12 protein-coding genes are annotated in these 13,949 nt (G+C 46.1%); 2 read left to right on the top strand and 10 right to left on the bottom strand.

Going from position 1 to position 13,949, the window contains the following annotated elements; genetic code table 11:
- Positions 1-6: 6 nt before the first annotated feature.
- The 8 genes from IC229_RS14030 to IC229_RS14065 form a co-directional block, all read right to left on the bottom strand.
- The gene (locus IC229_RS14030; protein ID WP_190887621.1) at positions 7-1,149 is read right to left on the bottom strand and encodes a cellulase family glycosylhydrolase; all 1,143 of its coding nucleotides are present in this window, start codon (positions 1,147-1,149) and stop codon (positions 7-9) included.
- Positions 1,150-1,262: 113 nt separating this feature from the next.
- Positions 1,263-2,264: a glycoside hydrolase family 43 protein gene (locus IC229_RS14035; protein WP_190887698.1), complete on the bottom strand. Its 1,002-nt coding sequence runs from the start codon at positions 2,262-2,264 to the stop codon at positions 1,263-1,265.
- A 193-nt stretch (positions 2,265-2,457) separates the two neighbouring features.
- Positions 2,458-2,931 (bottom strand): Fur family transcriptional regulator, encoded by a 474-nt coding sequence (locus IC229_RS14040; RefSeq protein WP_190887622.1) that lies wholly within the window; start codon positions 2,929-2,931, stop codon positions 2,458-2,460.
- A gap of 182 nt (positions 2,932-3,113) precedes the next feature.
- Positions 3,114-3,311: a hypothetical protein gene (locus tag IC229_RS14045; RefSeq protein ID WP_190887623.1), complete on the bottom strand. Its 198-nt coding sequence runs from the start codon at positions 3,309-3,311 to the stop codon at positions 3,114-3,116.
- A gap of 27 nt (positions 3,312-3,338) precedes the next feature.
- Positions 3,339-3,680 carry a DUF6686 family protein gene (locus IC229_RS14050; RefSeq protein ID WP_190887624.1) on the bottom strand — a complete coding sequence of 114 codons (342 nt, stop codon included), beginning with the start codon at positions 3,678-3,680 and terminating at the stop codon, positions 3,339-3,341.
- Between the two features lie 189 nt (positions 3,681-3,869).
- Complete coding sequence (locus tag IC229_RS14055) at positions 3,870-4,592, bottom strand: LytR/AlgR family response regulator transcription factor (RefSeq protein WP_190887625.1); 723 nt, start codon at positions 4,590-4,592, stop codon at positions 3,870-3,872.
- Positions 4,567-5,706 carry a sensor histidine kinase gene (locus IC229_RS14060; RefSeq protein ID WP_190887626.1) on the bottom strand — a complete coding sequence of 380 codons (1,140 nt, stop codon included), beginning with the start codon at positions 5,704-5,706 and terminating at the stop codon, positions 4,567-4,569. Before IC229_RS14060 ends, IC229_RS14055 begins: the two co-directional genes overlap by 26 nt.
- A complete protein-coding gene (locus IC229_RS14065) occupies positions 5,706-6,791 on the bottom strand; it encodes a sensor histidine kinase (protein ID WP_190887627.1) in 1,086 nt (361 codons plus the stop codon). Before IC229_RS14065 ends, IC229_RS14060 begins: the two co-directional genes overlap by 1 nt.
- Before the next feature lie 264 nt (positions 6,792-7,055).
- Between IC229_RS14065 and IC229_RS14070 the strand changes: the two genes are divergently transcribed.
- The gene (locus IC229_RS14070; RefSeq protein WP_223833992.1) at positions 7,056-9,134 is read left to right on the top strand and encodes a beta strand repeat-containing protein; all 2,079 of its coding nucleotides are present in this window, start codon (positions 7,056-7,058) and stop codon (positions 9,132-9,134) included.
- A 106-nt stretch (positions 9,135-9,240) separates the two neighbouring features.
- Here the strand turns inward: IC229_RS14070 and IC229_RS14075 are convergent, their stop codons facing one another.
- Positions 9,241-9,636 (bottom strand): c-type cytochrome, encoded by a 396-nt coding sequence (locus IC229_RS14075; RefSeq protein ID WP_190887628.1) that lies wholly within the window; start codon positions 9,634-9,636, stop codon positions 9,241-9,243.
- 173 nt (positions 9,637-9,809) lie between these two features.
- Between IC229_RS14075 and IC229_RS14080 the strand changes: the two genes are divergently transcribed.
- Positions 9,810-10,547 (top strand): class I SAM-dependent methyltransferase, encoded by a 738-nt coding sequence (locus IC229_RS14080; RefSeq protein ID WP_190887629.1) that lies wholly within the window; start codon positions 9,810-9,812, stop codon positions 10,545-10,547.
- Positions 10,548-10,571: 24 nt separating this feature from the next.
- Here the strand turns inward: IC229_RS14080 and IC229_RS14085 are convergent, their stop codons facing one another.
- Positions 10,572-13,883, bottom strand: a complete 3,312-nt coding sequence (locus IC229_RS14085; protein WP_190887630.1) for a CotH kinase family protein — start codon at positions 13,881-13,883, stop codon at positions 10,572-10,574.
- Positions 13,884-13,949 lie beyond the last annotated feature (66 nt).

Genomic DNA, 13,949 nt, shown 5'->3' on the forward strand with positions numbered 1-13,949 from the left:
TGATGGCTATTTCCCCGTTGCCTGTTTGATGGCTGCTGTCTCGGCGGGGTCGACGGGCGTTCCGTTCTGTTTGAACACTTCGTGGAACCAGACGGCAGGCTCGCGGCCGTTTACGTAAGGTTTCTGCCAACTATCCCAGGGTAAGAACGTCTGAGTTTTTCCAGCTACAAAACCCCAGTTAATCATGCCCACTTTTGCCTTTTTGGCAATGGGCAGGTGCGTCTGGAATTTACTGTTGACGCCACGTGCCATATACTCCGTGCAAATAACCGGACGGCCCATTTTCTGGAGAATGGGGATGATTTTTTCAAGATCCTGGGTGGTGGAGTACTGGTGAAACGTAATGATGTCGGAGTTTTCAAACTGAACCTTCTCCATAGCCGTCCACTTGGCCGGATTACTCCAGTCGTGTGTGCCATTGAAAATCCAGGGGGCAGAGGTCAATGGTTGCGTAGCACCGGCCGCCCGCGCCCACTGAAATACCTGCGGCAGGAGTTTGGTTGCGAGAGCAATTTTCTGATCTTTCGGCAGTTCCGTTTTCAGATGATTCTGACCATAGCTATTGTCATTGCCGTTATCGGGTTCGTTCCACATATCCCAGGCCAGAATCCGGTTATCGTTTTTAAATGCACCCACAACCCCTTTTACATAAGCTTCAAGCCGTTTGTATTGGGCTGGATCAGCCAGCGCATCGGCACCAGGGCTTTGGAGCCAGCCCGAATTGTGAATACCAGGCTGTGGAGCCCGTTGTTTCCCTAATTTCGGATGCGGATCCCAGCAAGAATCGAATAATACCAGCATGGGTTTGATTTTATGCCTGGCGCACAAACCCAAAAACTGATCGAGCCGTTTGGTAAAACCGGCGGAATCTTTCCAGAGCAAATCGTGCAGAAACACGCGCATGGTATTCATGCCCAGACCTTCGGCTAGCGCCAGTTCTTTATCGATGGTGGCCGGGTCGAAACTTGCTGCCTGAAACATTTCAAGCTCATTGATAGCATTGGCTGGTATGTAATTGGAACCTACCAGAAACGGTTGTTTAGCATACCAGGCATTGGCTTTGGCCGCCGACCAACGCCCAGGTTCGCTTTGCTGCGCCAGCGATAACGTAGCACTAAAAAGAAGAATAAAAACAAATAATCGCTTCATAAGAAAATGAATAATGGAGAATGGATTAAGGAACAATATAGAATGAACAACGTAAATGAGGGTGCAAGTTAATCAACTGTCAATTACTCATTTTACTACTATTCATTCTTTGATTATGAACCCGAAGGCACTGGCATCGGTGTTTTAGCAACTGGCCGACCAAAATTGGGGGAGCCGTCGGCATTCCACGTAAAAGGCTGGATATGAGGTGCCCGTTTATTTCCACAGCCATCTTTCTCCGATGGATTGGCGTGGTAAATCATCCAGTCCTGTTTACCATCGGCGGAGCGAAAAAATCCACCATGCCCTGGCGCCCAAACCCCGTTTTCGGCCGATTGTGTAAAAACGGGCTGCTGGCTTTTAGTCCAGTTAGCCGGATCGAGCAGGTCGCCCTGACCTTTATACGTCAGCAGTCCCAGGCAATAGTCGAGCCAGCAGGCATTGGCCGAGTACACCAAAAACAGTTTGTTGTCGTGGACCAGAAATTCGGGGCCTTCGTTGACGTATATTTTAGGAACCTCGCCATTTTTCTGCCACTCCTGCGGTACATCGCCGTGTCGTTCCCAGGGCAAATCAGGTTGAGAAAGCTTAACACGGTCGCCGTCGATGGTCCAGGGATTTTTCAGGCGGGCGATGTAAATATCCTGCCGCCCATTGGTAGGGCCTTCCCACCCCGACCAGGCCGCGTATAATTGCCCGTTAAAATCGACTACCGACATATCGATTTCCCAATGGTCGCCTTTATCGCCAATTTTCCCTTTCATCGTCCATTCGCCCTGCATCGGGTCGGGCGACGTATTTTCAATGACCCAAACGCGGTGAGTGAGATTATTGAGTGAATCGGCGGAGAAATAGACGTACCAGCGATTATTGAAAAAATGAATCTCGGGCGCCCATAAGTCGCGGGAGTAGGCTTTGCCGGGAGGTGGCGTATAGATTATTTTACTCTCAGCCGTACTAAGCTCTGCTACGTTGCGGGTTTTCCAGAGAGTAAGATTCCGGCCCGTTGTGTTCATGTAATAATACCAGCCATCTTTCTGAATCACCCAGGGGTCGGGACCGGAGTTTTTGATGGGATTGGTAAAGGTGCGCTGGCCAATTGCCAACTGGCTCATCAGGCATATACTGAAAAGCAGTGATACGCCAAACTGGCTTTTAAAGAAAGGAAAGGTCATAGGGAAATAATACGTAGTTGGTAGGTAAAGACCGAAACATACGTTTTTACCCCCTCGCCGATTTAGAATAATGTATGAGCTATGATGTATGATGTATTACTCACTACACACATCATACAGTATATAGCATACCTCATTCATTAACGTTCCCGCAGTCACCGTCGGTGCAGTGCCCGTAAAACACCAACGAGTGCGAATCGACCTGAAACTGCATCGATTGCCCTACGTTCGTTTTAATCAGGTGTAGCCGGGGGTCGCAGAATTCGGTAACGCGGTGGCAAACTGTGCAAACCAAGTGGGCATGTTGCTGTCGTCCAAGCGATTTCTCGTAACGACTTCTGACTTTATCATTGTCGCCAAACTGATGTCGACTGACCAAACCGCATTCTACCAGTACCTCTAACGTATTATAAACCGTGGCCCGGCTCACCGGATACGATTTCTGGTGCATGGCCTGATACAAATCTTCGGCGTCGAAATGGTCGTTTCGCGAATATACTTCTTCCAGAATGGCGAATCGTTCCGAGGAACGACGTAACCCTCTGGCCAGCAGCATTTCTTCTAATTTGGCGCGGGCGGTGGCTAAAAGTAAATTTGACTCCTGCATACGTACTGAAGTTTGTCAGAAAGGAACTAGTTAACAACTAGTTCCTTTACTCTTTCTCTACTAACCTATGATTACCTGGTGAAGTTCGTTTAGTCGAGCTGCAGATAGGCTTCCTGCAAGGCCAGACTGAGTTCGTTGAATTCCTGAAGTGTTATCTGAAAATTTTCGCTTTGAAATCCTGTTCAGACGCACGTATCCCAAAGGTCGAATAGTCTGACCCGATAAAGAACAGTCCACGCGTTCGAAAGCCCGCTCAGCAACGTAGCGATATCCTGTTGACTCAGTTTAAGTTGCCTGCCTTTAAAAGGAATCTCAATAAGCCCGCAGGCATTCTGAAGATTATAACTGAGAGTCTGGGAATATGTCGATGGCTTATTCATTACGTTGTGAAAAGGTTATGGGTTAGGCTAACGATTTGTCGATGAAGGTGTTGCCAGAATTTGCTCCACTTCCCGCAGCAGATAAGCTTCATCCAGCATTTGGGTTAGCTCATTTATTTCTGAGTCAGCGAAAAGTATGAAATAATTTGGCATCGGTGTTTTGAGAAGCCACTCTTTTCCGTGCGACGTAAAAAAAGAGTTCATGGCAGTACGTTCCAGCATTATCTGCCGGTAGCAATTGAACTCCTCTTCCGATAAAATAAACAGAGAATTTTTGTACGCTACGTTGTACGACTGACAGCCCGCACAATAACCAATGTATCCATTGTCGGTTTGAGAAAGAGATTTTAAGTGGTGTTTATGTTCCATAACAACCTCTCTTATTTAGACTAATTTTAAACAAAAGTAGAATGAAAATTCTCACGTGCAAACCTTATTAGTATCTTTTACGGAAAAAATATTGGAGCGTATTGATTATCAATGAGTAAAGACATTCTAAATTTCTCCTGGAAGAAGACACAACTTTGTCAGCCAAAACCAAGTCTAATTAGTTTACTTTTAACTTAAACGTAGTACGCGCTCCACCTCTTTCTGATACAATCGGCCGATGGGTAATTCCTGTTGCCCCACCTCCACATGACGGGGTGTGTAGGTACCAACCTGGGCCACAGCGACGATAAATGACCGATGTATCCGCACAAACTGGTCGTCCGGGAGCATGGTTTCTAACGTACTAATGGACTGCTTTACAAGTAAGGGCTTACTAGTGGTGGTCACAATACGAACATAGTCTTTCAGACTTTCAATATAAAGGATGTCATTGATGAGGATTTTCACCAGTTTGCGTTCAGCCCGAAAAAATAGAAACCCTCCTTCTGTAGAGCGAACGGACTGTTTTTCAGCAGGCTGGGGAAGAGCTGTTCCGGCGGTCGCCTTCAACACTTTCGCGACAGCCCGTAAAAATCGGTCGAATGGAATTGGTTTCAGCAGGTAATCAACAACATCTAACTCATACCCATCGAGCGCATATTCACGATAAGCCGTTGTAATAATAACTGGAGGTGGATTACGTAGCGTTCGCAGGAAATCGGTTCCTAACAGTCTAGGCATCGTTACGTCCAGAAACATCAGATCGATGGGTTGCTGCTGAAGGACTTGAAAGGCCTGTAAAGCATTTTCACATCGAGCCGCTACGGTCAGCCTGTCCATAGATTCAATGTAATGTTCCAGCAAATCCAGGGCCGGAGGCTCGTCGTCAACGATCAGGCATCGTAGTTTCATGATTTATTGGAGAGAGCGGTTTTACAACTGAATCCGATTTATCATCAATTCCTAAGGGCAAGGTCATTACAACGATAAAAGCATCTTCCTCTGACTGAATCTGAAGGTGATACGTATCGGTATAGTGAAAATAAAGTTGTTTCTGAATATCAGCAAGTTGTTTTGAGTTATTGGCTGCTAGAACAGGTTGGCCATGAATTACTTTCAGCGTCAGGTGCGTTTCGCCAATGGCCAGATCAATACTTATCCAGGCAGGTTCGTCAGGAGGTCGTGACGTCAGATCGCTGGGTAAGTGCTGAACTGCATTTTCGACGAGTAAAAGGAGCAGCAGCGGGGGAATGGTCCAGTCGGCAGGATTTCCCCGAATAGCCAGCGAGATTTCCACTGTATTCGGGTGCATGATACGTTGCAGATAAACGTATTTTTCAATAACATCGGTTTCCGAGGCAAGTGGTACGTGTTTTACGCGGCTTTCATAAAGAATGTACCGCAAAAAATAAGCTAAATTCAGAGTGACTTCGGGCGCTTGTCTATCGTGTTGACGGGTCAGTGTATAAAGCGTTTTAAGTGTTCCAAACAGTAAATCGGGGTTGAGTTGTAATTTAAGCAAGGCCAGTTCCTGTATCAGTTTTTCGCGCTCAAGCCGCTGACTTTCTGCTACGTTCTGTCGCCATTGCCGGAAGAGTTTCAGACAAACAAATATCCCTGCTGTCAGATACGTTGCCCGATAATCGGCGCCGGGAAATGCTGAGTTAAAGAGCCAGTTATCGGGCTGAAAAGCTATTTTTTGGGGCAACCAGTACGTTAGAACGTAGAACACTACGTAGCTCAGCAGATCGTACAGAAACCAAGAGATTAAATTGAGCAGGAATAAACCTAGCCCAAACTGGATGAGTTTCCCGCCAAATACGAGGGGTAGCACTCGATAAGCCAACAGATACGTATACACCAGGAATGTTGGCAGGCTTGCAAAAAGCAGGCTGCCGAAGGGTGGAATCCAGTTGCAGAAACAAAAACCGGGATTGACCAGTATCATTACCCCGAAAAACAAAACGATACCTGCCCAAAACAGCAGATGTCGTATGAGTCGGTTGGTGCGAAGTTGAACAGCCATTAGTAGTCGATGGTCTGTAACGTAGACCGATTCCACTCAGGTCGCAGAAGAATCGTCAATTCTACCACAAATCGTTCGGCTTCGGGCCGGATGATTAACGTATGTGTGTTTGGATAGAGCAACTCCAGCCGCTTTCTGGCGTTAGTTAACCCCAGGCCGCTGTAATCGTCGGAAATTGCCTGTTTATCCCGGCTATTTTCAAGCCTGAAAGTTAGTTGATTGTCAGTTAGTTTTATTACAAATTCAATATGTGCTGAACCGATTTGTTTGGCAGAACCGTGTTTAAAAGCGTTTTCGACAAAGGGAATAAGCAGCAGTGGAGCAATGGACGTACTTCCCATTTCGCCCTGTATGGTGATTGAAACTGTTAACCGCGACCCATAGCGCAGCTTTTCGAGGTCAATATAATTACGTAGAAAATCTATTTCCTTTGCCAGCAATACAGTCGGTACGTTGCATTCATGAATCATATAGTGTAGCAATCCTGATAATTTCAGCACCATGTCGGGCGCCAGTGGCGACTGCCTGAGCGTTAGCGAATAGAGATTGTTGAGGGTATTGAATAAAAAATGCGGATGAATTTGTGCTTTCAAAACCTGCAATTCTACAGTTAATGTTTCGCGAATTAATCGCTGATTTGCCTGCTCCCGCTGATACCAGAACCGGTATAGCTTAACCCCCACCGCAACACCGACAACAACTAATCCAATAATCCAGGCCCCGAGCGTAAAAATTTCATGATACGTAGGAAACAGAGCCAGTTTACCCGTTCGAAATGGAATCAGCACAAACGCCCGGTAGAGATAGGTAAATATCCAGCCACCTATCAGGTAGATAAGCAAACGATAAACGAACGGGCGATATTGATTCTGCAAAATTGGCGTCAATACCCAATACAAAGCTGCATAGACCAGTATCATGTTATACGGTAAAAAGAGGTAGGTAGTCTGTACATTCTCCCAAAACCGGCTTATAGACATACTATGAGCAACTGACAGCCCTGTATTTACAGTTAGCCAAAACAGCAAATGACGTCCCAGCCAGTTAGGAGTCAGGTTTTTCAATTCTACAGATAGCCCATTCATTTCATTGAGAAATTTAGACTAAAAGGTAATTGGGTTTTTATAAATAGACTACTCACTATCAGACTTTTGGCCGAATCTTCTATATCCGATGATGCTCACTGTTCGTCGTCGATGAATGGCATTCGTTTGTTTTTTTCGGGAGTATGTGCCTACTAACTGGAGACCCGTCGATTAATTAAGCAGGTTATGCGGAAGAAGCCCAATTTTCAGTAATTATTCTAAATGTTCATACTGTCCAGAAAGAATACTTAACTCATGTTGGTTATGAATAAATACTTACTTCTGCTGTGCTTGCCCCCGCTAGCTGGTCTGGCGCAAAGCAATTATGTATCTACTGGACCTAGTGTAGGCTCTCCGGGTGGTTTTAATACGTTGGTTGGTCTCCAGGCAGGTAACGGTATCACCGCCACTGGTACTGGAAATGTATTTACAGGATACCAGGCAGGTTTTTCGAACACTATCGGTACTAACAATGTGTATTCAGGTCTGGGCGCTGGGTATAATATCGCAACTGGTAGTCAGAACGTACTGCTGGGTCATCAGGCAGGAGTTGGCTCAGGCAATTATTCCGATGGGGTGGCAATAGGTTTTCAAGCAGGCAAAAACAATCAGATCAGTGGAAACGTATTTGTGGGTTCACAGGCAGGATTTAATAATACGTCCGGGAGCCAAAATTCATTCGTGGGATATCAGGCGGGTTATTCTACGTTAACAGGTTTCGGGAATGTCTTTATTGGCAATGGAGCAGGCTATTCCAATACGATAGGGCAACAAAATACGATGCTGGGAAGCACAGCTGGCTATAATAATACACTGGGCAACTTCAATGTGTTTCTGGGAAATAATGCGGGGAACGGTAATAAAGATGGTACGTTTAACGTGTTCACAGGCATGAGTGCCGGTTCCTTCAATACCAGTGGCAGCTATAATGTATTTCTGGGTGGTTACGCAGGAGGTAAAAATACAACGGGCACCAACAATACCTTCACTGGATTTAATACTGGGTTTAATAATACAGGGGACTTTAATGTCTTTATGGGCAGTGCTGCCGGATACGGTAACATCAGTGGTACGTACAACGTATTTGTGGGCGGACTAGCGGGCAAAAACAATACAACGGGTACGTATAATACGTTTCTGGGAGGAGCCGCTGGGCAAAATAATACCACTGGAGAAAGTAACGTCTTTATTGGCCAAGTCGCGGGGTTTAATAATAATGGAAGCAATAATCTGTTTGCTGGTGTCTTCTCTGGTATTGCCAATACTAGTGGTAGTAACAACTCTTTTCTTGGCTATAAGGCTGGCTTTCAGAATACTACTGGTGGCAACAACGTTTTCCTGGGTTATCAGGCGGGTTACACGAATTCTACTGGTATCAGCAACTTATTCATGGGTTCTTATGCCGGTGCCAGTAGTACCGGCAGCTACAACCTGTTCATCGGCAACTCTTCAGGGCAGCAAACGACCTCGGGTGCGGGCAACACCTTCATTGGCAATGGTTCGGGCTATGGCAATACCACGGGTCAGAACAATACCTATATCGGCAATGGGGCGGGTTTTACGGGTAATGCTTCTGGCCAGAGCAACACCTTCATTGGCCAGAATGCAGGGGTCTCATCGGGGGCCGTGGTTAATAACTCGACCGCCATCGGAGTGGCTGCCCAAGTTTCAGCGGACAATTCGATTGTGTTGGGGGCTCCCAATCCACTCTGGAAAGTGGGCATCGGCAACACCGCCCCCGGTAATAAGCTGGAGATTACGCATGGCACGTCTGGTCAATCAGGTCTGCGCTTCACCAACCTGAAGAGCTCGAACGCTGCTTCGTTGACTAACCAAACCAAAGTCCTGTCCGTCAATGAGAATGGAGATGTCATTTTGGTCAGTACCAATGGTTCGACTCGTGAAGGGGTAAACGAGTCGCTGTGGCAACGTAACGGTACGTTCCTGCAAAGCACTCAAAATGATGCCGTGGTTATCGGTATCAACGTAGCACGCAGACCCGCAGGTTACAAGCTATTTGTTGAAGAGGGCATTCTAACCGAAAAAGTAAAGGTGGCGGTCAAAAATACATCGGAATGGAGTGATTACGTATTTGCGCCTAACTACACGCTGAAGAGCTTACCGGAAGTAGAATACTACATTAAAAAGCACGGGCATCTACCGGGAATTCCATCGGCACAGGAGATGGTGGAGAAAGGGAATAACCTCCATCAGACCGATGCTACGTTACTAACGAAGATTGAAGAGCTGACGCTCTACGTAATTGATCTGAAAAAAGACAACGTGCGACTACATCGTGAAAATCAACAGATTAAGCGCAAGCTGACTCACATCCGACGTTAAGAAGACGTTTTCCCTAAAGTGCGCAAAACTTGCATAAGCCGCTTCGGATAATGCACAAAAAAGCCCTTCCTTGAGCTAGGAAAGGCTTTTTTACACAAAACCTTACTTATGACTTTTTCGTGGTTTTCTTCGTAGTCGAAGAGGACTTTTTTGTAGTTGTTTTTGCACCACCATCAAGGGAGTTGATCCAGTGGGCCAGTTTCATCGCGTCTTCTTTTGGAACCTGTGTCATAGGGGCCATTGGAGGATAACCCGGCCAGTGCGATGGCTCAGGCTTATAAATCAACTCTACAATCTTCTCATCACTATATTTTTTCTTTGCTACGTCGGCATAAGCTGGTCCTACGAGCCGCTGGTTAGGGCGGTGGCAGGCAATACACGTATGTTTCGTCATCAGGGCATTCATATCAGCCGGAATATCGGCGGGTGCCTGAGCGTTAGCGTCGAACGAAGCTGCGACAAGCGCAGCCGCAGCGATGAGAATGCCAAATGGTTTTTTCATGTGATTAGGTAATCGATAAATTAACAAACAATTGAATGAGCGATTAGTAGGTAAGCCGCGCAAAAATATATGGTTTCAGACGATAACCCAATTTTAGCTTCGGTTTTTCCTATTAAACTAAACATTAGATAATTATTGTTAGAAAACGTTTAAAATTTGTAAAAAAACGTTTCATGCAACCTCTCGACCGCTTCTCTGGCCATGCCGATCTCTACGCACAATACCGCATCGATTACCCGGCTGATCTATATGCGTTTATTCTTTCCAATACGTCCGGACGGCAAATTGCGTGGGATTGTGCGACGGGGAACGGGCAGGTAGCAGGCGCTCTGACTGAGCACTTTAACCAGGTAGAAGCAACTGATATCAGCGAAAAACAACTACTACTCGCCGTTCAGCAACCCAACATTCATTATCAGCTAAGTCCGGCCGAGCAAACTCCATTTGCTGATGCTACGTTCGATTTAATCACCGTAGCACAGGCGCTACACTGGTTCGACCTTACTGCTTTTCATCAGGAAGTCAGGCGAGTTGCCAAACCCGGTGCTACGCTTGCTGAATGGGGTTATGGTCTGGTTCAGCTCGGTACAGACCTCGACCCACTGATACTGGATTTTTATCGAAATCGCATTGGCCCTTACTGGGACCCACAACGCAAGTATATCGATACGGCTTATGCTACGTTACCTTTTCCTTTCCACAACCCACAACGGGCAACGTTTACCGCCAAACGTAGCTGGTCGCTGGAGCGATTTTTAAATTATTTGCGAACCTGGTCGGCGGTACGTCAGTACATCCACGAAAACGAAACTGACCCCGTTATCGGGCTGGGCGAAGAAATGAAATCACTTTGGGGTGCTGACGAACATGAGATGCATTTCCCGATTTTTTTACGGTTAGGCCACGTTTGAAGCTGAAGTACGTTTACTCTATTTTCAGGGCTTAATAATGAATATGTTGGCTGAGGGCGTTCCATATACTAACCGGCCATTTCCTTCTAATCGCAGACTTTTTATTTCCGTATTATAGGTGGAGATGTTTACTTGATGACCTGTCTTGATGATCACATGGTCCTGAACCGTAGGGGTTCGTCCACAATTCCAGGTTGCCGTATCGTACCAGTTTCCCGATGTTACACTCCAGCATCTGTCGCCGGGGGTAATAATAATATCATCGAGCCTTAACTGATCCCGCGTTCCTGAGGTGCCAACGCCCGTGTAATAATATTGCCAGGCCAGTTGAATATAAGGCTGGTTCAGTAACGGCGCAGGAAGATCAACAGGCCCAATTATACTGCTGTGGTTTGCTGTTTCGCTACGTACATATTCGACGATCTGGTCCGATGCATCGAGCAAGTCCTGAAATGGACCAGTGTTGCCGATCCGGTAACGCAGCCGAATCCTGTATTGACGCGATCCAGGGGTAACCGTGCCGCCTACCCACTGAACAGTCGCTTTGGAAACGCCAGTTGTTTTAAGTGCTAACACAGCTGCTCCTAGCAAGGTACCTACGTAACCAGGATTACTGCCTCCAGTATTGATGAACGAAAGTCCATTAGCTTCCATTCCATTGATACGAGTACTGCTATTGAGATTATAAGCCCCTTTAACTGTATCGGCACGGGCAAAACTGGCCGACAAGGGAGGGTCTGCCTGATTCATGCTTACCAAATGCATATGAGCCGGGTACGTACCCGCTGGCGCACTTGCCGACCAAGAATCAAACCGATATTCACCATTACTAAGTACATGTGGGGTTGGCGGATCTGAATAATCAATTTCGAAAACGGCTACCAGCTTACGATTAAAGAATGGGGTATAGCTATAAGCCGTATCCGTAGAAATCGTCACACCTGCATCTTGCCAGCCTGTAAACACAAAACCTGCTTTCGCTTTAGCTACAAGCCGGATAGGATTACCCTGAAAATAAATGCCTTTCCAAGGATAAGGAGTAGCCGATACACCAACCGTAGTGGGAAGTATGTCGATGGTATTTACCTTAACATAACCTGCCGCTGTACTGGATACATCAACGGTCAGACTGTTCGTGCCAGATACGTTAAGCTGGCTTAATATGTGGTTACGAGCAGAGGTAGGGCGTTCTCTCAAAAAATTTCGAATCTCATCGAGATTAGCTATCCACGACGTTACTGTAGTTCCTGTAATCCACCGATGATAATGCTCTGTAATGTAGGGCTGATAGGCCTGTTGCATCGTATTCAACAAAGCAATGGTACGTGTGCTGTCGAACGTAGTATTTAGAAGGTCAGCGAAGCGATTAATGAAATATGTTCTATAACTCGGTAAGGCTAATAATTTTGGGAGAAAAAGATTAAGTGGCGATTGCATAGCCCACTCAAGAGTATTTCTTGAAGAGCCACCCAAAAAACCCAGCGACAAATCCATATCTTTCATCATCCAGCGAAAGCGGCCATCATGCCCCTTCGGCGCATTCGGCAAGTAGGAGCTGGTCCGTTTCCGCCAGCACATCATATTGTTTTGCGGCCAGTCGACATTACTGAGAAATATTTCACTAATCTGATAGTCCGTGAAATTCTCAATATCCATTTGCGAACTCATATAACTATAACTGACCGGTTCGTTCAAGTTACAATAATCGACCAGGGAGAAATAACGCGTTAAATCACCCTCATCAGCTTTATAACCAAAGGCAATGGAAACGATGTCAACACTGTCAGTATCTACATCATAATTCCGATTTAGGTAATATTTATCATAGCGTTCGTTCAGCGTGTAAACGCCATGAAACTCGCCATTCATAAAAATTATACCGGGTCGGTTAGCCTGCGTATCGAATGGCAGATGCTGAACAATTGTTTGGGCGTACGGATCAGGAATATTACTATAATGCCAGAGATTTCCGCCACTACGTAACAATAATCGATTATAGAACTGGTTATTGGGTCGATTACTAAAGAAGGGATATCTAAACTCTGCGTTGCTATAAAGACGTAAACTCTTTGGCGGAATCATTCGCGAACAGCCTCCGTGAATACGCAGACCTACTTCCTGATTGATAACGGCATTATCACCCAGAAAAAACTCTACGTTACCTGGTCGCTGCCAGGCATCGCCCTCATTGGAATAATTACCGATCCCATTTGAGTACTCACCATCTCCACCACACTGCACGTCCATATCAGGGTTAGCTGTCCGCCAATTATCGAATGCAGCACCTGCCGTGAAGATTCCTGTATTATAGTCAAATAGGTTGCGTTCGCTGGTGGCTACCGACACAACAGGAATAGTATATCGTTGAGATCCATTGGGGGTAACAAAATACGTTTGCGTAACAATGTCACTAGCAAGTTCTCCCTCCTTGTAGGCAACTGCCCGTACTACTGTTCCCTTGAAAACAGGCGAAACAGGAAAGTAGTTAACCGTAAAAAAATAGCTGGACGCTTTCGTTGAAATCCTATTGGCATCATTCGTTCGGTCGCGAATAAGTATAGGCCCTGAGTAGGTGTACGTCAGCGACGAATCGGTCAGGAAACTACCAAATGGCTGCCCAGGAAACTCGGGAAAGCTGTTTTTATACTGGAAAGTAGCACCTGTCAAATTGGTAGGATCAGGCTCCGAACCATCAAGTGTGTAGTAAATCGTTACACCAGGGTCGTTTGACGTAATCGTCAGATTAAAACTGTCGGCGTAAAAACCACCATTTTGGGAGAAAGTAGGCGCATTTAGCACTACAGGATAGCCCGTTCTACCATTATTCGAGGCACCGGGACTGATATTCGTAACTGACGGGGTGTTTTTGAAGAAAATCCAGTCTTCGGATCCGTCCGGCTGCCGTCCCCAGGAGACATCCGACCGTTGTGGCCCAAAAATTACCTGGTTAACCACGGTTGTGGCCGGGCTAAACAGGCCAATAGCTTCTCCATCAGCAGAGAGTTTAAAACCAACATGTAGTGGCCCTCTGCTTAGAGCTTCACTGGCCCATAATACAATGTACCCGTTCGCAGGGATGATAGTCTGTGGAGATCCGGTCGGTATTCTATACTTTGTGGGATTTGTAAGGTTGTCAGTAACATAATAGCCGCCTATATCAACCGTAGTAGATGCAGGATTATAAATCTCAAACCAACCTTCGTAGCTCCCCGACGAATCGGCAAGTGTAGTACCGTTGGAGGCCATAATTTCATTAATGTAAAGCTGCTGGCCCCGAACGGATAAACTAACAAAATAGAATAAACAAAATAAATGCAGTAGATACAGTTTCTTCATGAGCCCTCGGGCAATGAAAACGATGACGGATTAATAAAAAGAGTTGAGTAAACGCCTGTATAAGAG

It is taken from the genome of Spirosoma profusum (assembly GCF_014699005.1).
GTDB lineage: Bacteria > Bacteroidota > Bacteroidia > Cytophagales > Spirosomataceae > Spirosoma > Spirosoma profusum.

What these genes read in the sequence shown, in the direction of transcription:
- IC229_RS14045 (WP_190887623.1), bottom strand. Translation starts at nt 3,311, where the DNA reads ATGAATAAGCCATCGACATATTCCCAGACTCTCAGTTATAATCTTCAG.
- IC229_RS14030 (WP_190887621.1), bottom strand. Translation starts at nt 1,149, where the DNA reads ATGAAGCGATTATTTGTTTTTATTCTTCTTTTTAGTGCTACGTTATCG.
- IC229_RS14035 (WP_190887698.1), bottom strand. Translation starts at nt 2,264, where the DNA reads ATGAGCCAGTTGGCAATTGGCCAGCGCACCTTTACCAATCCCATCAAA.
- IC229_RS14060 (WP_190887626.1), bottom strand. Translation starts at nt 5,706, where the DNA reads ATGGCTGTTCAACTTCGCACCAACCGACTCATACGACATCTGCTGTTT.
- IC229_RS14080 (WP_190887629.1), top strand. Translation starts at nt 9,810, where the DNA reads ATGCAACCTCTCGACCGCTTCTCTGGCCATGCCGATCTCTACGCACAA.
- IC229_RS14075 (WP_190887628.1), bottom strand. Translation starts at nt 9,636, where the DNA reads ATGAAAAAACCATTTGGCATTCTCATCGCTGCGGCTGCGCTTGTCGCA.
- IC229_RS14065 (WP_190887627.1), bottom strand. Translation starts at nt 6,791, where the DNA reads ATGAATGGGCTATCTGTAGAATTGAAAAACCTGACTCCTAACTGGCTG.
- IC229_RS14040 (WP_190887622.1), bottom strand. Translation starts at nt 2,931, where the DNA reads ATGCAGGAGTCAAATTTACTTTTAGCCACCGCCCGCGCCAAATTAGAA.
- IC229_RS14055 (WP_190887625.1), bottom strand. Translation starts at nt 4,592, where the DNA reads ATGAAACTACGATGCCTGATCGTTGACGACGAGCCTCCGGCCCTGGAT.
- IC229_RS14085 (WP_190887630.1), bottom strand. Translation starts at nt 13,883, where the DNA reads ATGAAGAAACTGTATCTACTGCATTTATTTTGTTTATTCTATTTTGTT.
- IC229_RS14050 (WP_190887624.1), bottom strand. Translation starts at nt 3,680, where the DNA reads ATGGAACATAAACACCACTTAAAATCTCTTTCTCAAACCGACAATGGA.
- IC229_RS14070 (WP_223833992.1), top strand. Translation starts at nt 7,056, where the DNA reads ATGAATAAATACTTACTTCTGCTGTGCTTGCCCCCGCTAGCTGGTCTG.